This window comes from Janthinobacterium sp. PC23-8 (assembly GCF_002250505.1).
In the GTDB taxonomy this organism is placed as follows: domain Bacteria; phylum Pseudomonadota; class Gammaproteobacteria; order Burkholderiales; family Burkholderiaceae_D; genus Janthinobacterium.
Map to the genome: position 1 here is coordinate 197,874 of NZ_NJGY01000002.1, position 18,216 is coordinate 216,089.

14 protein-coding genes are annotated in these 18,216 nt (G+C 62.8%); 8 read left to right on the forward strand and 6 right to left on the reverse strand.

Translation table 11 applies throughout. The features are described from left to right. Positions 1-10 precede the first annotated feature (10 nt). The 4 genes from CD932_RS16005 to CD932_RS28890 all read right to left on the reverse strand — a co-directional run bounded on the left by CD932_RS16005 (position 11) and on the right by CD932_RS28890 (position 3,473). Positions 11-2,203, reverse strand: a complete 2,193-nt coding sequence (locus CD932_RS16005; RefSeq protein WP_094443803.1) for a hybrid sensor histidine kinase/response regulator — start codon at positions 2,201-2,203, stop codon at positions 11-13. Then, positions 2,200-2,562, reverse strand: a complete 363-nt coding sequence (locus CD932_RS16010; protein WP_094443804.1) for an Hpt domain-containing protein — start codon at positions 2,560-2,562, stop codon at positions 2,200-2,202. Before CD932_RS16010 ends, CD932_RS16005 begins: the two co-directional genes overlap by 4 nt. A 21-nt stretch (positions 2,563-2,583) precedes the next feature. Then, positions 2,584-3,192, reverse strand: coding sequence for a response regulator (locus CD932_RS16015; RefSeq protein ID WP_094443805.1), 609 nt, complete (start codon positions 3,190-3,192; stop codon positions 2,584-2,586). Between the two features lie 104 nt (positions 3,193-3,296). After that, positions 3,297-3,473: a hypothetical protein gene (locus tag CD932_RS28890; protein WP_176461010.1), complete on the reverse strand. Its 177-nt coding sequence runs from the start codon at positions 3,471-3,473 to the stop codon at positions 3,297-3,299. A gap of 62 nt (positions 3,474-3,535) precedes the next feature. On the opposite strand from CD932_RS28890, the gene purL reads away from it, so the two are divergent. Next, on the forward strand, positions 3,536-7,573 hold the full coding sequence (gene purL / locus CD932_RS16020; protein ID WP_094443806.1) for a phosphoribosylformylglycinamidine synthase: 4,038 nt from the start codon (positions 3,536-3,538) through the stop codon (positions 7,571-7,573). A gap of 676 nt (positions 7,574-8,249) precedes the next feature. Next, on the forward strand, positions 8,250-8,705 hold the full coding sequence (locus tag CD932_RS16025) for a tellurite resistance TerB family protein (RefSeq protein ID WP_094443807.1): 456 nt from the start codon (positions 8,250-8,252) through the stop codon (positions 8,703-8,705). Positions 8,706-8,798: 93 nt separating this feature from the next. Here the strand turns inward: CD932_RS16025 and CD932_RS16030 are convergent, their stop codons facing one another. Next, a complete protein-coding gene (locus CD932_RS16030) occupies positions 8,799-9,539 on the reverse strand; it encodes a hypothetical protein (protein WP_094443808.1) in 741 nt (246 codons plus the stop codon). On the opposite strand from CD932_RS16030, the gene CD932_RS16035 reads away from it, so the two are divergent. Next, positions 9,534-9,926, forward strand: a complete 393-nt coding sequence (locus tag CD932_RS16035; RefSeq protein WP_141213271.1) for a toxin-antitoxin system YwqK family antitoxin — start codon at positions 9,534-9,536, stop codon at positions 9,924-9,926. The two genes, CD932_RS16030 and CD932_RS16035, sit on opposite strands and share 6 nt — an antisense overlap. Positions 9,927-9,941: 15 nt before the next feature. Here CD932_RS16035 and nadB read toward each other — a convergent pair whose 3' ends face one another. Beyond that, positions 9,942-11,555: an L-aspartate oxidase gene (nadB, locus tag CD932_RS16040; RefSeq protein ID WP_094443810.1), complete on the reverse strand. Its 1,614-nt coding sequence runs from the start codon at positions 11,553-11,555 to the stop codon at positions 9,942-9,944. 205 nt (positions 11,556-11,760) lie between these two features. Here nadB and CD932_RS16045 point away from each other — a divergent pair, with 205 nt between their 5' ends. From CD932_RS16045 to CD932_RS16065, 5 genes are all read left to right on the forward strand, one after another. Next, the gene (locus tag CD932_RS16045; protein WP_094443811.1) at positions 11,761-13,149 is read left to right on the forward strand and encodes a TIGR03013 family XrtA/PEP-CTERM system glycosyltransferase; all 1,389 of its coding nucleotides are present in this window, start codon (positions 11,761-11,763) and stop codon (positions 13,147-13,149) included. Then, entirely contained in the window at positions 13,146-15,203 is a 2,058-nt protein-coding gene (gene prsK, locus CD932_RS16050) for an XrtA/PEP-CTERM system histidine kinase PrsK (protein WP_254926624.1), read from the forward strand. The genes CD932_RS16045 and prsK overlap by 4 nt, the downstream gene beginning before the upstream one ends. A gap of 38 nt (positions 15,204-15,241) precedes the next feature. Continuing rightward, a complete protein-coding gene (gene prsR / locus CD932_RS16055; protein WP_094443812.1) occupies positions 15,242-16,591 on the forward strand; it encodes a PEP-CTERM-box response regulator transcription factor in 1,350 nt (449 codons plus the stop codon). Positions 16,592-16,692: 101 nt separating this feature from the next. Continuing rightward, on the forward strand, positions 16,693-17,136 hold the full coding sequence (locus CD932_RS16060; RefSeq protein ID WP_094443813.1) for a hemerythrin domain-containing protein: 444 nt from the start codon (positions 16,693-16,695) through the stop codon (positions 17,134-17,136). A 27-nt stretch (positions 17,137-17,163) separates the two neighbouring features. After that, complete coding sequence (locus CD932_RS16065) at positions 17,164-18,081, forward strand: hypothetical protein (protein WP_094443814.1); 918 nt, start codon at positions 17,164-17,166, stop codon at positions 18,079-18,081. Positions 18,082-18,216 lie beyond the last annotated feature (135 nt).

An 18,216-nucleotide genomic window follows, 5' to 3' on the forward strand; every position in this document is an offset into this window, starting at 1 on the left:
CTGGTGCAGCTCAGGCCCGCCAGCGCGCCACCACGGCGTTGAGCTGGGCGGCGCTGAACGGCTTGGACAGATAGTCGTCCATCCCCGCCTGCTGGCAATGCAGGCGGTCATCGTCGGTGGCGCCGGCCGTCAGCGCGATCACCGGCGTGCGCGCCAGCGCCAGCCGCGCCTCCTTCTCGCGCAGCGCGCGGCAGGCCTGGTAGCCATCCATCACCGGCATCATGCAGTCCATCAGCACCAGGTCGTACGGCTGGCGCTCCAGCGCCGCCAGCGCCTGTGCGCCATTTTCGGCAATATCGATCTGGTGGCCATGGCGGCGTAACTGCAGCGTCACCAGTTGCCGGTTCATTTCGGTATCGTCAACCAGCAGGATGCGCGCCGGCGCCGGCGGCGTGAGGTCAGCTCCGGCGGCACGCTCAACCGGCGCGGCGGCGCCGGCGGCGCCGGCGGGCGCGCAGACGATGCGAAAGGCGAAGCGCGAACCGCCGCCGCCGGCGCTGGTGCAGCTGATATCGCCGCCCATCAGGCCGACCAGCTGCTTGCAGATGGCCAGTCCCAGGCCGGTGCCGCCGTAAGCGGCGGCGATGCTGTCGTCGACCTGGGAATAGGGCAGGAACAGACGCTCCTGCTGGCGCAGCGTGATGCCGATGCCGCTGTCGCACACGGCGAAATCGAGGCAGGGCAAGCCCTGGTCGATGCCGCCGGACAGGCGCACCGTGACCTCGCCGGCCGGGGTGAACTTGATCGCGTTGCTGACGAGGTTGCCCAGCACCTGGGCGATGCGGGCGCGGTCGGAGCAGGCCAGGGGCGCGACGGCGGCGTCGATCTCGGCGCGGATTCGCACGTCCTTGGCGTCGGCAAGCGGGCGGTGCAGCGCGATCACGTCGCGCACCAGGGCGCGCGGGTCGAACGGCGCGGTGGTGATCGTCATCTGGCCCGCTTCGACCTTGGACAGGTCGAGGATATCGTTGACGATGCGCGTCAGGTCGCGCACGCCGTCGCTGACATGGCGCGCATAGCGGCGTTGGCTCTCGTCGAGCGGGGTCTCGGCCAGCAGCTCGGCCATGCCGGCGATGCCGCCCAGCGGCGTGCGGATCTCATGGCTCATCAGTGCCAGGAAGCGCGATTTGGCGATATTGGCCTGTTCCGCCTCGGCTTTCAGCGCGCGCGCCAGCGCCGCATCGCTTTCCTGGCGGCGCAACAGCCGCGCCATCAGCCACAGCGCCACCGACAATGCGGCCAGGCTCAGCACCACCGAGCCGCCCATCGCCCCCAGCATGCGCCGCCAGTCGGCCAGGAACACCTGTTCGGTGACGGTCACGTTGACCAGCAAGGGATAGTCGCGCACCGCGCGCGCCGCGCCCAGGCGGTGCACCGGCACGCCGCCCTCGGCGGCGCGCGGGCCGCGCGTTTCAAGCACGCCGTGATCGGCCCCCTGCCCGATGATCTGGCGCGTGGTGCCGCCGAGGTTCTGCCGGCCCATCTGTTGCGGCGCCGCCGGCCAGCGCGCCAGCAGGGTATAGTCGTCGCGGTACAGCGACACTGCGGCGGAATCGCCGATGCTGGTGCGGCGGAAAAAATCGCTGAAAAAATCGGAGGAAAGACCGACCAGCACCACGCCGATAAATTCGCCGCGGGCGTTGTCGATGCGCCGGCTCAGGTAAAACGTCCATTTGCCGTCGACCTTGTTGCGTACCGGGGCGCTGACATGCTGCCCGGCGCCGCTGTGCTGGCGGTGATAGGCGACGTAATCGCGCTCGGCCAGCTTGATCGACGGCGCCGGGTAGGCGCGCGTCGAGGCGATCAGCGCGCCGTCCGTGCCGACGATGCTGGCCACGTCGATCTGCGGCACGCCGCTGATCTTGTGGCGCAGCATCTGGTGGGTATACCAGGTGGCGTAGGACGCCTGCAGCGCCCGCGCGTCCTGCGGCGCGCCGTCGGCCACTTCGCCCGCCACGCTGTCGAGCACCAGGCTGGCCGCAGTCATGCTTTGCGCCGTGTTTTCCGCTACCAGCAGCGACAGATTGCTCAGGTCACGGCGCCAGTCATCGACCGCTTCCTGTCGCAGCACCCAGGCCGATGCCAGGCCGCGCACGGCCAGCGCGCCGATCAGCACGGCGCCGATCAAGGTCAGGGTGGCGCGTGGACGATAACGGCCAGCAACACGCCGCAGTAACTGGCGGATGCAGGCCTGGGCTCTCATTGGATGTCTTGAAAGTTGGCGATGCTCAGCCGCACTTCTTCGCAGGTCAGCGCGAACAGCCGCGCCACCTGCTGCAACGGCGCCGCGCCGGGCGGCTCGCCGCGCCGCGCCTGGCGTTCCAGTTCGGCCAGCAGCGCGCTCAGTTCGTGCCCGCCGAGCAGCATGGTGGTGCCGCGCAGGGTGTGGCAGGCGTGCACGAAGGCGGTCAGGGCACCGGCGCCGGCGGCCTGTTCGAGGCGCGCCAGCAGCGCTGGCGCGGTGTCGAGGAAGGTCTGCGACAGGCTGCAAAACAGTTCGCGGTCATCGCCGGTGGCCGCCAGCAGGACCGGCGGAGCTATCATCAGATAAGACTGCGTCATGGCTGCGGTGCAGGCGACGAATCAGGCCGCAGGCGCCGCGCGTCGTGCGTGGCTGGCGCAGCAGGCGCGCAGATAGCCGCGCAATTCGTCGTAATTGACGGGCTTGGAGAAGAACACCACGCCGGACGGGATGCCGCCCCGTTCGGCCAGGTCCTCCGGCGTCAGGCTCGACAGCATGGCGATATGCATTTCGGCCAGTTGCGGGTCGCGCATGATGGTGCGGATGACCTCGTAGCCATCGATGCCCTCCATGACGATGTCCGCCAGCAGAATGTCGGGTTTATGGCGCGTGATCTCGATCAGCGCCTGGTAGCCGTTTTCGCAGAAGCGCAAATTGGCCTGCAGCCCCCAGGAGTTGATCTGCTTGTCGTATAACTGGCGCTGCATCGGATTGTCTTCGATGACCAGGATGGCCGGAATGGCGTTGACGCCCTGGCGCGGCTGGCCGGTCGCGTCCGGCGCGGGCGCGCCCCGGTAGGCATGGACTGCCGCCAGCGGGATGCGGCGGTGTCCGCCCTTGGTCTTCCAGGCTTCGATCACGCCCGCCTCGACCAGTTGTTGAACCGAGGTAACCGAGATGCCGAGAATCTCGGCAGCTTTTTGCGTGGTGCAGACGTCAGCGCTTTGCATGGGTGGCAATTCAGACAGAGGAAAACTCCATCATACCTATTCGAAGGAAATAAATCAAATTCACTAAAATTTAATGAATTTGATTCGGATCAAGCCGGTCCGCATCAGGCGGCGATGCCGGATTTGTGCTGCGTGGCAACTAAGGTTGTATCAGCATACTGCAAAACTGCTTGCCGATGCGTGCGGGCCGTCGCCTGCGTCCATGCCAGCGGGCCAACTTCAGGCAAAAAGAGGGGCTGAAAAGCGGGTATAATGCGCGCAAAGGAAATTTGCCACACCATGATCTTGTCTTGTCATACCTACCTTTAACCCGCAGCCACGCTGCATCAACCACCTTCCAACCATGTTGATACTGCCGGGTTCCAATGCCCTGTCCGCCTTCCGTAGCACCCGTTTGCTCACCCAACTGCAAGCCGTTTCGCCTGCCATTGTTGCCGTGCAAGCACGTTATGTCCATTTCATCGATGCCAGTGCGCCGCTGTCTGCCGACGACAGCGCGCGCCTGGGCGCCTTGCTGACGTATGGCGAGCCGGCGCAGCCCGATAATACCGATGGCGCTGTCGAAGAGTTCTTCGTCATTCCCCGTTTCGGCACGATTTCGCCGTGGGCCTCGAAAGCCACCGACATCGCCCATAACTGCGGCATGGCGCACATCAAGCGCGTCGAGCGCGGCGTCGCCTTCCGCATCAACCTGAAACCGGGCATCCTGGGCAGCACCATCGGCGCCGGCAAGCTGGCCGTCGAGCAGGTCCAGGCCGTGGCCGACCTGCTGCACGACCGCATGACCGAATCGGTGCTGCGCAGCGCCGGGCAGGCGCAAGACCTGTTCCGCACCCTCGAGGCGCGCCCGCTCGAAGCGATCGATTTGCTGGGGCAGGGCAAGGCCGCGCTGGAAACGGCCAACGTGGAACTGGGCCTGGCCATGTCGGAAGATGAAATCGACTACCTCGACGCCGCTTTTACCAAGGCCGGCCGCAACCCGACCGACGTGGAACTGATGATGTTCGCGCAGGCCAACAGTGAACACTGCCGCCACAAGATCTTCAACGCCGACTGGACCATCGACGGCGTGGCGCAGGGCAAGTCGCTGTTCGGCATGATCAAGAACACCCACGAACTGCAGCCCAGGGGCACGGTCGTCGCCTACAGCGACAACTCGTCCATCATGGAAGGTGCTACCGTCTCGCGCTTCTATCCGCGCGGCGATGCTCACGAATACGCCGCCTCGGAAGAACTGACGCACACCCTGATGAAGGTGGAAACGCACAACCACCCGACCGCCATTTCGCCGTTTCCCGGCGCCTCGACGGGCGCGGGCGGCGAGATCCGCGACGAAGGTGCGACCGGCCGCGGCGCCAAGCCAAAGGCCGGCCTGACCGGCTTTACCGTGTCGAACCTGTCGCTGCCGGGCGCCGTGCGCAGCTGGGAGACGGCCGCTTCCGTCACCGCGCCGCTGGCCGGCCGCCAGCAAGCCGCACAGTATGGCAAGCCCGAGCGTATCGCCTCGCCCTTGCAGATCATGATCGAAGGCCCGCTGGGCGGCGCCGCGTTCTCGAACGAATTCGGCCGCCCGGTCCTCGGTGGCTATTTCCGTACCTACGAGCAGAACGTGGGTGTCGATAACGATGCGGTGTTCGGCTACCACAAGCCGATCATGATCGCCGGCGGCATCGGCAATATCTCGGCGCAGCACACGCATAAAAACGATATCCCGGTCGGCAGCCTGCTGGTGCAGCTGGGCGGCCCCGGCATGCGCATCGGCATGGGTGGCAGCGCCGCCTCGTCGATGACCACCGGCAGCAACACGGCCGACCTCGATTTTGATTCGGTCCAGCGCGGCAACCCGGAAATGGAACGCCGCGCCCAGGAAGTGATCAACGCCTGCTGGCAGATGGGCGCGGATAATCCGATCATCTCGATCCACGACGTGGGTGCCGGCGGCTTGTCGAACGCTTTCCCGGAAATTACCAACGACGCCAAACGCGGCGCGATTTTCGACCTGCGCAAGGTGCCTCTGGAAGAATCGGGCATGGCGCCAAAGGAAATCTGGAGCAATGAGTCGCAGGAACGCTATGTGCTGGCGATTGCGCCGGAAAGCCTGCCGCTGTTCAAAGCCATGTGCGAACGCGAGCGCTGCCTGTTCGCCGCCGTCGGCGTGGCCACCGAAGAGCGTCAGCTCAAACTGATCGACACGGAACTGGGCAACGAGCCGGTCGACATGCCGATGGACGTCTTGCTGGGCAAGCCGCCGAAGATGCAGCGCGACGTGGTGCACGTGGCCAACGACTTCCCGGCGATCGACCTGACCGGCATCGACCTGGTGGACGCGGCGCAAAAAGTGCTGCTGCTGCCAACCGTGGCCGACAAATCGTTCCTGATCACGATAGGCGACCGCAGCGTGGGCGGCATGACCGTGCGCGACCAGATGGTGGGACCATGGCAGGTGCCGGTGGCCGATTGCGCCGTCACCACCATGAGCTTCGAGGGTTATCTGGGCGAAGCGATGGCCATGGGCGAACGCACGCCGCTGGCGGTGATCGACGCCGCCGCTTCCGGCCGCATGGCCGTTGGCGAAGCCGTCACCAATATCGCCGCCGCCGCCATTGCCGACATCTCGGACATCAAATTGTCGGCCAACTGGATGGCCGCCTGCGGCCAGCCTGGCCAGGACGCGGCCCTGTACGACACCGTCAAAGCGGTCGGCATGGAACTGTGCCCGGCGCTGGGCATCAGCATCCCGGTCGGCAAGGATTCGCTGTCGATGCGCACCACCTGGAACGACGAAGGCAATGGCGGGGCCAAGTCGGTCACCTCGCCAGTGTCCCTGATCGTGTCCTCGTTCGCACCGGTCACGGACGTGCGCAAGTCGCTCACGCCACAGCTGGAAACCAATCTGGGTGACACCTCGCTGATTCTGATCGATCTGGGGCGCGGCAAGAACCGCCTGGGCGCCTCGGCCCTGGCGCAGGTGTTGCAGCAACTGGGCAACGAAACGCCGGATGTGGACAGCGCCGAAGACCTGAAAGCCTTCTTCGCCGCCATTCAGCAATTGAACAGCGATGGCAAGCTCCTGGCCTACCACGACCGTTCGGACGGCGGCCTGTACGCGACCCTGGCCGAAATGGCGTTTGCCGGCCACACCGGCATGTCGGTCAACCTCGACATGCTGACCATGGAAAGCGAACACGCCAGCGACTGGGGCGACGCCAAGAACTGGACCGGCCAGGTGGCCGAGCGCCGCAACGAACTGACTTTGCGCGCCCTGTTTTCCGAAGAGCTGGGTGCCGTGATCCAGGTGCGCGCCGAAGAAAAATCGATCGTCATGGACGTGCTGCGCACCTTCAACCTGGGCGCCTGCAGCCATATCATCGGCAAACTCAACGACCGCGACGTGCTCGAATTCACGCGCGACGCCAAGCTTGTCTACACCCAGCCGCGCGCGGACCTGCATCGCCTGTGGAGCGAAACGAGCTGGCGCATCGCCCGCCTGCGCGACAACCCGGCCTGCGCCGACGCCGAATACGACCGCCTGCTGGACCTGCAAGACCCGGGCATGCTGCCTATCGTCACGTTTGACCAGAACGAGAACATCGCCGCACCGTTCATCGCCACCGGCGTGCGCCCGCGCGTGGCCATCCTGCGCGAGCAGGGCGTCAACTCGCATGTCGAAACGGCTTACGTGATGCACCAGGCGGGCTTTGCGGCCGTCGACGTGCACATGAGCGACCTGATCGCCGGCCGCGTGAAACTGGACGACTTCCAGGGCGTGATTGCGGTGGGCGGCTTCTCGTACGGCGACGTGCTGGGCGCCGGCGAGGGCTGGGCCAAGACCATTTTGTTCAACGCCAGCCTGGCCGACCAGTTCGCGCGCTTCTTCGCCCGCAGCGACAGCTTTGGCCTGGGCATCTGCAACGGCTGCCAGATGATGAGCAATTTGAAATCCATCATCCCCGGCGCCCACGCCTGGCCGAAGTTCACGCGCAACAAGTCGGAAAAATTCGAAGGCCGCTTTGCCATGGTCGAAGTGATGGATTCCCCCTCGATCTTCTTCAACGGCATGGCCGGCACCCAGGCCGGCATCGCGATTGCCCACGGCGAAGGCTACGCCGACTTCTCGCAAACGGGCGACATCGCGCAAGTCCACAAAGCCATGCGCTTTGTCGACAACAAGGGCGCCGCCACAGTAGCGTATCCGTACAACCCGAATGGCTCGCCGGAAGGCATCACCTCGGTGACCACGCCGGATGGCCGCTTTACGGTGCTGATGCCGCATGCGGAGCGGGTGTTCCGGTCAGTGCAGCAGTCGTATCACCCTGAGGCTTGGGGTGAGGATTCGCCGTGGATGCGGATGTTCAGGAATGCGCGGAAGTTTGTGGGGTGATTTAACTGCTGACAGGGCGGCGCTTTGAGATTAATGCGCTGCTGCTCGGGCAGGAATGAAAAAGCCGCTAATCGGGCGATAGCGGCTTTTTTATATAGAACATTCTCATGTTCGCCAGGCTATAACAAAAATCTCTGTTGGTATGGATAGGCTGCATGGGTTCAATGGATACACACGTTATCCAAACCGGCTTGGAAAACCTATGCTGCTAATAGCCCACCCCTTGCCATCCGCGAGGTTGTCGACAGGGATGAAGTCAGCATGATGTGCAACCTCAGCTGGAGCCATCGCGCAAAGTAACTTGATCTCCGGGCGGCGCTCATATGAATGTTTGCTAGTAACTATTCAGCCGTTACGAATCAATGAGTTACGTGACTTTTACATCTGAAATGTACTCGATTTACGCGATTTTTATACAAAAAAGTGATTTTTTGTACTTTTTCACTGTTTTTTAAAAATTGTAACTCATTGATTTTAAATGGATTTTTAAGGCCGCCCTAGAGGCTGAATAGTCACAAAAATGGTGCGCCATGCTGCCATGAAGTTGGCTATTTTTCAACTGCAATCGGATGGCGCTTGCACGCATGCTTGTTTGTATTTCAAGCTAGCGCCCCCAGCTGAGTTCTGGTGGTAGTGTTTATCGCTGCTCAAGTCCAACCAACCCGGAGATCCCCCCATGAGTTTCGATTCCTTTCTGTCCAAACTGAAGACCAAGGCAAGTGAACTGAAGACCGAAGCGCTGAAGTACAAGAACAAGGATTTCCTGAACGCCGCGATGGCCGGCTCGTCCCTGATCGCGATGGCAGACGGCAATGTGAGCGCGGAAGAGAAACAGAAGATGGTCAAGTTCATCGAGAGCAACGATGCGCTGTCGGTGTTTACCACCACCGATGTGATCAAGGCGTTCCAGGATTTTGTCAGCCAGCTGGAGTTCGACAAGGATATCGGCGAGGCCAAGGCCTACCAGGCGCTGGGCAAGATGAAGTCGAACGTGGAAGCGTCGCGCCTGCTGGTGCGCATGATTATCGCGGTCGCTTCGTCGGATGGCAATTTCGACGCCAATGAGCAGCGGGTGGCCAGCAAGATTGCCAAGGAGCTGAATCTGAATCCGGCGGAGTTCGAGTTGCAGTAAGTGCCAGTTTGGCTGGCGTCCTGGCGTCCTGGTGTTCGCCGGGGCGCCAGGTAGCTTTTGCCTGGCGATGGCGTGGCTGCGGACTGTAGCAGCTCAGCTTAATATTGTCGTAGTGGCGATCGCCAGTACGGCTAATGGCCAGTTGATATGTCTTCTGATCGGATCTGATTCCTGCCAAGCCCCTCCAGTCAAGGAGATCGCAAAACCTGTCATTGCCTTTTTTATCAGATTTGCCAGCATAATGCCCGGTATCGCAATCAAGGCTGTGCAAAAGCTTGCTCCTAACAGCAGAAACGTAAATTTCGCATCGATGTTGTCAGCCAGATGCTCATTGCCAAATAATCCTCGCAATACTGGTTCCCAGGGCAGCTGTAGCACGGCGGAAAGCAGGAAAAACAGGGCCGGCCAGATGGCGTTGACCAGGTTTCCTTTCCAGCCTTTGCCTGAAGGTTGTATCAGTAACGCTGAGGTGAGCAGGAACAGGCCGTAGATGATTACGGCGTTGGCTATATGCCCTTGCTGTCTTGCAATTGCAAATGTGAAAAAGAAGGCAAAGATGCAGCTGACCCCGATACCAATGATTTCTTCCGGAGGGCGTGGCAGATGCTGGCTTTTTGTTTCTGCCGAAGTCCAGCGATGCTTGCTCATGACGGCGTAGACGTGCGAACAAAAGCTGAGGAACGACAGGTAAAACGCGATTCTGCTCAGGATGCCGATATAGCCATCTAGTCGATGAAAGTGCTGCAAGTTCAATAATCCCGACATCATATCCAGGATGCTGCTGATAGCCAGGACGCTCCCTGATATGGATAAAACGATAAATGATTTTTGCATGCTGTCGACTCCCACTCGTTGCGACCATCATTACAGGTCCAAAGGCTATGGAAGCATATTCGCTTTGTTGTCGTCGTGTTCAACTTCAAGGTTGCCGTTGAGCTGGCGCATGGCAGATTCAGTTTCAACTGGCATGTAACGGCGAAGCGATGCAGCGAACGCCAGTACAACACCGCAGGCGTGCTGGTCGCGCAAGGGCAGTGGGACGCACAACGGCGCAAGCAGGGCCGCTTCAAGTCATGGCATGACAACGGCCAACCGAAAGAAGTTGCCGACTATTTCGATGACGAGCGCGAGGGCTGGAGCCGGATCTGGCACCAGGATGGAGGTCTGGAGAAAGAGTGCCGGTTTGTAAAGGATGAGGGGCAGGGGCGCCATATCAATTAACCCCCGCCCCGGCGCCTACCGATGCGGCGGCGTCAGCACGCTGGCGATCGCCTTCGGCAAGGTTTCCGGATAGTCGCGGCTGAAGTGCAAACCGCGGCTTTCGCGGCGCGACAGGGCGCTGTTGACGATCATCGAGGCAACGTCGACCAGGTTGCGCAGTTCCAGCAAATCGTGGGTGATGCGGAAATTGCGGTAATACTCGTCGATTTCTTCCTTGAGCAGGGCGATGCGGTGCTGGGCCCGCTCCAGGCGCTTGGTGGTGCGCACGATGCCGACATAGTTCCACATGAAGCGGCGCAGTTCGTCCCAGTTATGGGCAATCACCACTTCCTCGTCGGCGTCGGTAACGCGGCTTTCATCCCAGTCGGGCAAGTAAGGGGTGCCCAGCTTTTCTTTGCTTTCGATATCCTGGGCGCAGGCGCGGCCGATGACGATGCATTCGAGCAGCGAGTTCGATGCCAGGCGATTGGCGCCATGCAGGCCGGTGCAGGCCGTCTCGCCCACCGCGTACAGGCCGGGCAGGTCGGCGCGGCCGGCCAGGTCCGTCACCACGCCGCCGCAGGTGTAATGGGCGGCCGGCACGATGGGAATCGGCTGTTTGGTGATGTCGATGCCCAGCTCCAGGCAGCGCGCGTAAATTGTCGGGAAATGTTCGATCAGGAAGTCGGCCGGCTTGTGGCTGATGTCCAGGTGCACATAATCGAGGCCGCGCTTCTTGATCTCGAAGTCGATGGCGCGCGCCACCACGTCGCGCGGCGCCAGTTCGGCCCGCTCGTCGTGCGCCAGCATAAAGCGCTGGCCGGCCGCCGCGCCCGCTTCAGGCGGCAGTTTCAACAGGCCGCCTTCGCCGCGGATCGCTTCGGTGATCAGGAACGATTTGGCATACGGGTGATACAGGCAGGTCGGGTGGAACTGGATGAATTCCATGTTCGACACGCGGCAGCCGGCGCGCCAGGCCATGGCGATGCCGTCGCCGCTGGCGGTGTCCGGGTTGGTGGTATATAAATACACCTTGCCGGCGCCGCCCGTGGCCAGCACGGTATGCTCGGCGGCAAAGGTCAATACTTTACCGGTCTGCTCGTCCTGCACATACAGGCCGTGGCAATGCGGCTGCGCATTGCGCTGCACCGGTTTCATGCCCAGCTTGTCGGAGGTAATCAGGTCGATCGCGCAGTGGTGTTCGAACAGGCTGATGTTGGGATGCGCGCGGACTTTTTCTTCCAGCGTCACTTGCACGGCGTGGCCGGTGGCGTCGGCTGCGTGGATGATGCGGCGCTGGCTGTGGCCGCCTTCGCGCGTCAGGTGGAAACCCAGTTCGGCCGACGCGTCGCGTGTAAACGGCACGCCTTGCTCGATCAGCCATTCGATCGCTTCGCGGCCGTGCTCGACGATATAGCGCGTGGCGCTCTCGTCGCACAGGCCGCCGCCGGCGATCAGGGTGTCTTCGATATGCTGCTGGTGGCTGTCGCCCGAGTCGAGCACGGCGGCGATGCCGCCCTGCGCCCAATTGCTGGCGCCATCGAGCAGCGCGCGTTTTGAAATGATCGCGACCGTGCGCGTCTCTGCCAAATGCAGTGCAACCGATAAACCCGCCAGGCCACTGCCAACAATCGCTACATCAAATTTCATGACATTTATCTTTTTTTAGGGGAAGCATACTATAGTCCATTTCACATCAAACGGACATGTGTTGAGATAAATTCTGTAAATCAAAGAAAGCTGAGGTTGCGGTTTGCGGCTCGTCAAGGCTTGCGTTGAACAGTTCGCCATGATGGGAAGACCGGTTCCAGTTCGCCATTTTCCCGGCAGCATGGGCCTAGCCGCAGGGGGAGAGATGATCCGCATATTCAGCCATTACGTGTCGAAAACAGCGTTTGTCCTGCTGTTGCTGGAAATTTTGATCCTGCTGTTTTCGGCGACATTTACCTCCCTGATCGGGCTGGCCGACAGCCGTGGCGTGCTGCGCGCCGGTGAAATCTACCTCGCCTCGTCGATCTTTGCGCTGGTGATCGTGCTGTCGATGAGTGCGCTGGGCATGTACCAGCACCGCTCGCGCGAGGATATCCGCAACACCCTGCTGCGTATCCTGCCCGCTTTTGCGCTCGGTTTTGCCGTGATCAGCCTGCTGGTGCGCTTTGTGCCTGCCCTGCATTTCGGCCGCGGCAGCGTGATGATCTTCGGCCTGGGCGCCATCGGCGTGCTGCTGGCGCGGCTGGTGGTGTTCAAGTCCTCGCAGTCGGCGCTGATGGAAGGGCGCTTGATCCTGGTCGGCGGCGGTGCGCTGGCCCGGGAATGCATGGATCTGGCGACCAGCAAGATCGGCTTTCATCAGTTCACGGTGGTCGGTTGCATCGATGTACCGGGCGAGCAGTGCTGCGTACCGGCCTCGTCGATGTTGCCGCCGGGCTTGACCTTGCTGGCGATGGCGCGCCGCTACGACGCGCATGAAATTGTTGTCTCCGTCACCGACCGCCGCAACGGCGCCTTTCCCGCGCGGCAATTGCTCGAATGCGCGCTGGGCGGCGTGCGCGTGATTGATGCCGCTACCTTTTTCGAGCGTGAAACCTGCCAGATCCGCATCGATTCCCTGCAGCCCAGCTATCTGATCTATGGCGGCGGCTTCGACCAGAGTTTTTTCCGTGCCGCCTCCAAGCGCTTGTTTGACCTGGCCGCCAGCGCCGCCATTTTCGTCGCCTCGCTGCCCGTGATGCTGGCGACCATGCTGTGCATCCGCCTGGAAGACGGCGGCCCCGTGTTTTATGAGCAGGAAAGGGTAGGGCGCGACGGCGTGGCCTTCAACGTGCTGAAATTTCGCAGCATGCGCTGTGACGCCGAGCGCGACGGCACGCCCACCTGGGCCCAGGCCAACGACAGCCGCGTCACCCGTGTCGGTCACTGGATACGCAAGCTGCGCATCGACGAGTTGCCGCAAATGCTCAATGTGTTTCGCGGTGAAATGAGTTTCGTGGGACCGCGCCCCGAGCGTGCCTATTTTGTCGACCAGCTCAAGGAGCAGGTGCCTTATTACAATATCCGGCACAGCATCAAGCCCGGCATCACTGGCCTGGCCCAGGTGCGCTACCAATACGGCGCCTCGGTCGACGATGCCGTCAAGAAGCTGCAATACGATCTGTATTATGTGAAAAACAACAGCCTGTTCCTCGACTTGCTGATCCTGCTGGAAACGGTGCAAGTAGTTCTGTTTGGTAAGGGTAGCCGGTGAGCGCAGGGCCGATCCTGTTGGCCGTGGCCGACGCGGCCGCGCTCAGCCACGCAGTCGCTTCGCTGGCGTTTTTCCTGCTTTCCCTTTTATTGATCAGCAACTGGCGCGCGCGCCGCCAGGCTCGCGCCTTGCTGGCCGCCTGCCTGGTGACGGGCTTGTGGGCCACCGGCATCGTCATGCTGGTGCTGCTGGAGCGGCGCTGGTCGCTGGTTGCCGATGGCCTGGAACTGCTGCGCACCCTGGCCTGGCTGGTCTTCCTGTTGTTGTTGATCGCACCGTCGCGCGCGCGCCTGCTGGCGCTGGTGGCGGGTGGCGCCGGCGTGACGGCCATCGGCATGGTGCTGTGGTGGTCGGTCTTGCCGCAGCTGGCAGCCGAACAGGCCGCGTTTGCCCGTACCGCCGCCATCGCTTGCCGGCTCCTGCTGGCGGTGCTCGGCATGCTGCTGGTGGAGCAGTGGTACCGCAACACGCCGCCGCTCAAGCGCTGGGGCATCAAGTTTGCCTGCCTGGGCGTGGGCGGCCTGTTTGCCTATGATTTTTACCTGTACAGCGACGCCTTGCTGTTTCGCGAGATCAATGACGACATCTGGGCCGCGCGCGGCGTCGTCGATGCGCTGTGCGCGCCGCTGCTGGGCGTGTCGGCGGCGCGCAATACCGGCTGGGCGCTGGGTTTGTCGGTGTCGCGCCAGATGCTGTTCCGTTCGGCCGCATTGCTCGGTTCGGCCATCTATCTGCTGGCGATGGCGGCCAGCGCCTATTATTTGCGCTATTTCGGCGGCGCCTGGGGTTCCCTGATGCAGATGGCCTACCTGGGTGGCGCCGTGTTGCTGCTGGCCGGCGTGCTGTTTTCTGGCGCGCTGCGCGCCAAGCTCAAGGTGTTTATTAATAAACATTTTTACAAGGCAATTTTTGATTATCGCGAAGAATGGCTGCGCTTTACGCGCGCCTTGTCCGACGATGGCCCGGACCTGGGCGAGCGCACCATACAGGCCGTGGCGCAGCTGGTGGAAAGCCCGGCCGGCGGGCTGTGGATCGCGCGCGAGGCGGGTAGCTTGAGTCCGGTAGCCAGCTGGAACTGGCCGCCGCAGTTGCCAGCGCAAGCAGCGGACGGCGCCTTGTACCGCTTCCTGGAGGCGCGGCAGTGGGTGATCGAGGTGGCCGACTGCCAACAAATGCCGCAACACTACGGCGAGCTGGTATTGCCGCCGGCGCTGCTGGCGCTGCCCGCCATCTGGCTGCTGGTGCCCTTGATGCTGCATGGGAAACTGTTCGGCGTGGTGGCGCTGGCGCGGCCGCGCGCGCGCATCGGCCTGAACTGGGAGATTCGCGACGTGCTGAAAATTGCCGGTAGCCAGGCCGCCAGCTATCTGGCGCACCGCGAATCGCTCGATTCCCTGATGGTGTCGCGCCAGTTCGAGTCGTTCAACCGCATGTCGACCTTTATCGTGCACGACCTGAAGAACCTGGTGTTTCAGTTGTCGCTGCTGCTCAGCAACGCCGAGAAACACCGCGCCAATCCGGCCTTCCAGCAAGATATGCTGGCCACGCTGGACCATTCCGTGCAGAAAATGAAGACCTTGCTGCAAAAGCTGGCGCGCGGTGAAACCCCGGATCTCGCGGCCCCCCTGCGGCTCGACGGCTTGCTGCAGCAGGCGGTGGCGGCCAAGGCCAGCCTGGAACCAAAGCCGCAGCTGGAAATTGTCGATGGCGAACTGACGGTGCTGGCCAACCGCGCGCGCCTCGAGCGCGTGCTGGGCCATTTGATCCAGAACGCCATCGAGGCCACCGCCAGCAGCGGCCAGGTGGCCGTGCGCCTGCGCCGCGAACAGCGCACGGCGGTGGTGGAACTGAACGATACGGGCGCCGGCATGAGCGAGCAGTTCATCCGCGAGCGCCTGTTCAAGCCGTTCGACACCACCAAGACGGCAGGCATGGGCATCGGCGTGTTCGAAAGCCGCGAATATATCCGCGAAGTGGGCGGTAGCCTGGAAGTACGCAGCGAGCCGCAGGTGGGCACCACGTTTCGCGTGATCCTGCCGCTGCATCCCGCCTGAAAAAATCTTGAAAAACCCGCAAGCGCAGAGGAAACCGCATGGGCAAGCAGAAACTGCTGGTGATCGAAGACGATCCCGGCCTGCAAAAGCAGTTGCAATGGAGTTTTGACGGCTACGAGGTGCTGCTGGCGGGTGAGCGCGAGGCGGCGCTGGCGCAGGTGCGGCGCCACCAGCCTGCCGTCGTGACGATGGACCTGGGGCTGCCGCCCGATCCGGACGGCGCCACCGAAGGGCTGGCCACCTTGCAGCAGATCCTGGCGCTGGCGCCCGACACCAAGGTGATCGTGTTGTCGGGCAACCAGGAGCGCGCCCATGCGTTGAAGGCCATCGCGCTGGGCGCCTATGATTTTCACCAGAAGCCGTTCGACGCCGACATGCTGGGCCTGGTGATCGCGCGCGCCTTTTATCTGCACGCGATGCAGCAGGAAAACCGGCGCATGCTGCAGACCCAGGCTGACTCGCCGCTGGCCGGCATCGTCAGCCGCGATCCCGGCATGCTCAAACTGTGCCGCAGCGTGGAAAAAGTGGCACCCTCGTCGGCCAGCGTGATGCTGCTGGGCGACTCGGGCAGCGGCAAGGAGCTGATCGCGCGCGGTCTGCATGCGCTCAGCAGCCGGAGCAGCCAGCGCTTTGTCGCCATCAACTGCGCGGCGATCCCTGAACACCTGCTCGAAAGCGAGCTGTTCGGCTACGAACGCGGCGCGTTTACGGGCGCCGCGCGCCAAACCCTGGGCAAGATCGAACTGGCCCACGGCGGCACGTTTTTTCTCGATGAAATCGGCGACATGCCGCTGGCGCTGCAGGCCAAATTGCTGCGCTTTTTGCAGGAGCGCGTGATCGAGCGCGTTGGCGGACGTGGCGAAATCGCCGTCGACGTGCGCATCGTCTGCGCCACCCACCAGGACCTGAAAGCGCTGGCCGGGCAGGGACGTTTCCGCGAAGACCTGTATTACCGCCTCAGTGAAATCGTGCTGCGCATTCCGCCGCTGCGCGAACGGGCCGGCGACTGCGCCTTGCTGGCCCACCATTTCAAGAACAAGTTCTGCGCCAGCGAAGGGCGTGCCAGCCTGCATTTCAGCAATGACGCGCTGCAGGCGATCGAAGCGTATGACTGGCCCGGCAATGTGCGCGAGGTGGAAAATTGCATCAAGCGGGCCGTCATCATGTGCGACGGCCCGCAGATCATGGTCGACGATCTGGGCCTGCCCGACCACGCGGCACCGCTCGAGGACAGCGTCAACCTGCGCCAGGCGCGCGACGCGGCCGAATACAAGGTGATGGTGCGCGCGCTGGCGCGCTCCGACGGCAATATCGTCAAGGCCGCCGAACTGCTGGGCGTGAGCCGGCCCACCCTGTACGACCTGATGAATCACCATGGCATCAAGTAGCTGTTTCTGAACTGTATCAAATGCTATTTTGTGTATGACGTCGCACATACGCTCGCGGCACGGCGCGGCATCCTTGTTCTCATCAACGACAAGGAGGTGTCATGAATGCAATCAGCTTGTTAATGAAGGACCACAAGGACGTCAAGGCGCTGTTTGCCCAGTACCAAGGCCTGAGCGACCGTTCGTTTGCCACCAAGAAAAAACTGGCCGAGCAGATCTGCCACCAGCTGACCGTGCACACCCAGCTGGAAGAAGAAATCTTCTATCCGGCCGTGCGCCGTCCCATCCATGACGGCGATTTGATGGACGAAGCAGTGGTCGAACACGCCAGCGCCAAGGAACTGATCGCGCAAATCCTTGCCATGGACCCCACCGAAGACCTGTATGACGCCAAGCTCACCGTGCTGTCCGAGCAGATCCAACACCATGTCAAGGAAGAAGAAGGCGACATGTTTCCCAAGGTACGCAAGACCGGCCTAGACCTCGATGCGCTGGGCGAGCAAATGGCGGCCCGCAAGCAACAACTGGCCGCCGCCGGCACCTGAACCACACAATTTTTACAGGGGAACCTTATGCAAACGACGCAATTGTCCGTCCCGGACCTCAATCAACCTGGTGTCTCCTGGGGCGCCGTCCTGGCCGGCGCCGCCGCAGCCGCCGCACTGTCCTTCATCCTGCTGATCCTCGGCGTCGGCCTGGGCCTGTCCGCCGTTTCGCCATGGTCGTTCAACGCCACGGCGATCGGCGTATCGACCATTGTCTGGCTCGCTTTCATGCAACTGGCCGCGTCCGGCATCGGTGGCTACATGGCCGGCCGCCTGCGGGTCAAATGGAGCTCTGTGCATACCGATGAAGTGCATTTTCGCGATACCGCCCACGGCTTGCTGGCGTGGGCCGTGGCGACCCTGGTGACGGTGGCCCTGCTGGCCGGCGGCACGCGCGCCGTGCTGAGCGGTGCCCTCGATGCGGGGACGGGCGTGGCGGCGGCGGTCGCGCCAGCGGCCGCAGCCAAGGCCGGCGAAGGCGGCAGTGGCGCCAATGGCGTCAATCCGCTCGACTACTTCTCGGACATGCTGCTGCGCTCTGCTCCCGCACCAGCCGCGACCACCGGGGCGCCGGCCATGCCAGCGGTGAACGCACCCGACCAAGGCGTTGAAATCGGCCGCATCTTTGCCGCCAGCATGTCGAACGGCACCCTGGCGCCCGACGACCGCGCCTACCTGGGCCAGCTCGTTGCCAGGCGCACCGGCGCGACGCAAGCCGCGGCCGAAACCCGTGTCGACGCCGTCTACGGCCGCGCCGCCAAGGCCGCCGCCGACGCCAGGGCCAAGGCCAGGGAAGCCGCCGATACGGCCCGCAAGGCTGGTGCCCATACGGCCCTGTGGATGTTTGTCGCCCTGTTGCTCGGCGCCTTTGTCGCCGCGCTGGCAGCGACGTTTGGCGGCCGCCAGCGCGACCACGAGCGTGTGCTGCGCCACGTGACGATTTGATTATTCACCTTATTACAGGAGATACTCCATGCGTTCCATCCTCTTGCTGTTGCTGGGCATCCCGCTGCCGATCGTGATCCTGATCGCCATCTTCGTCCACTAAATTCTGCTGGGCGGGCAATGAACCATCAGGCG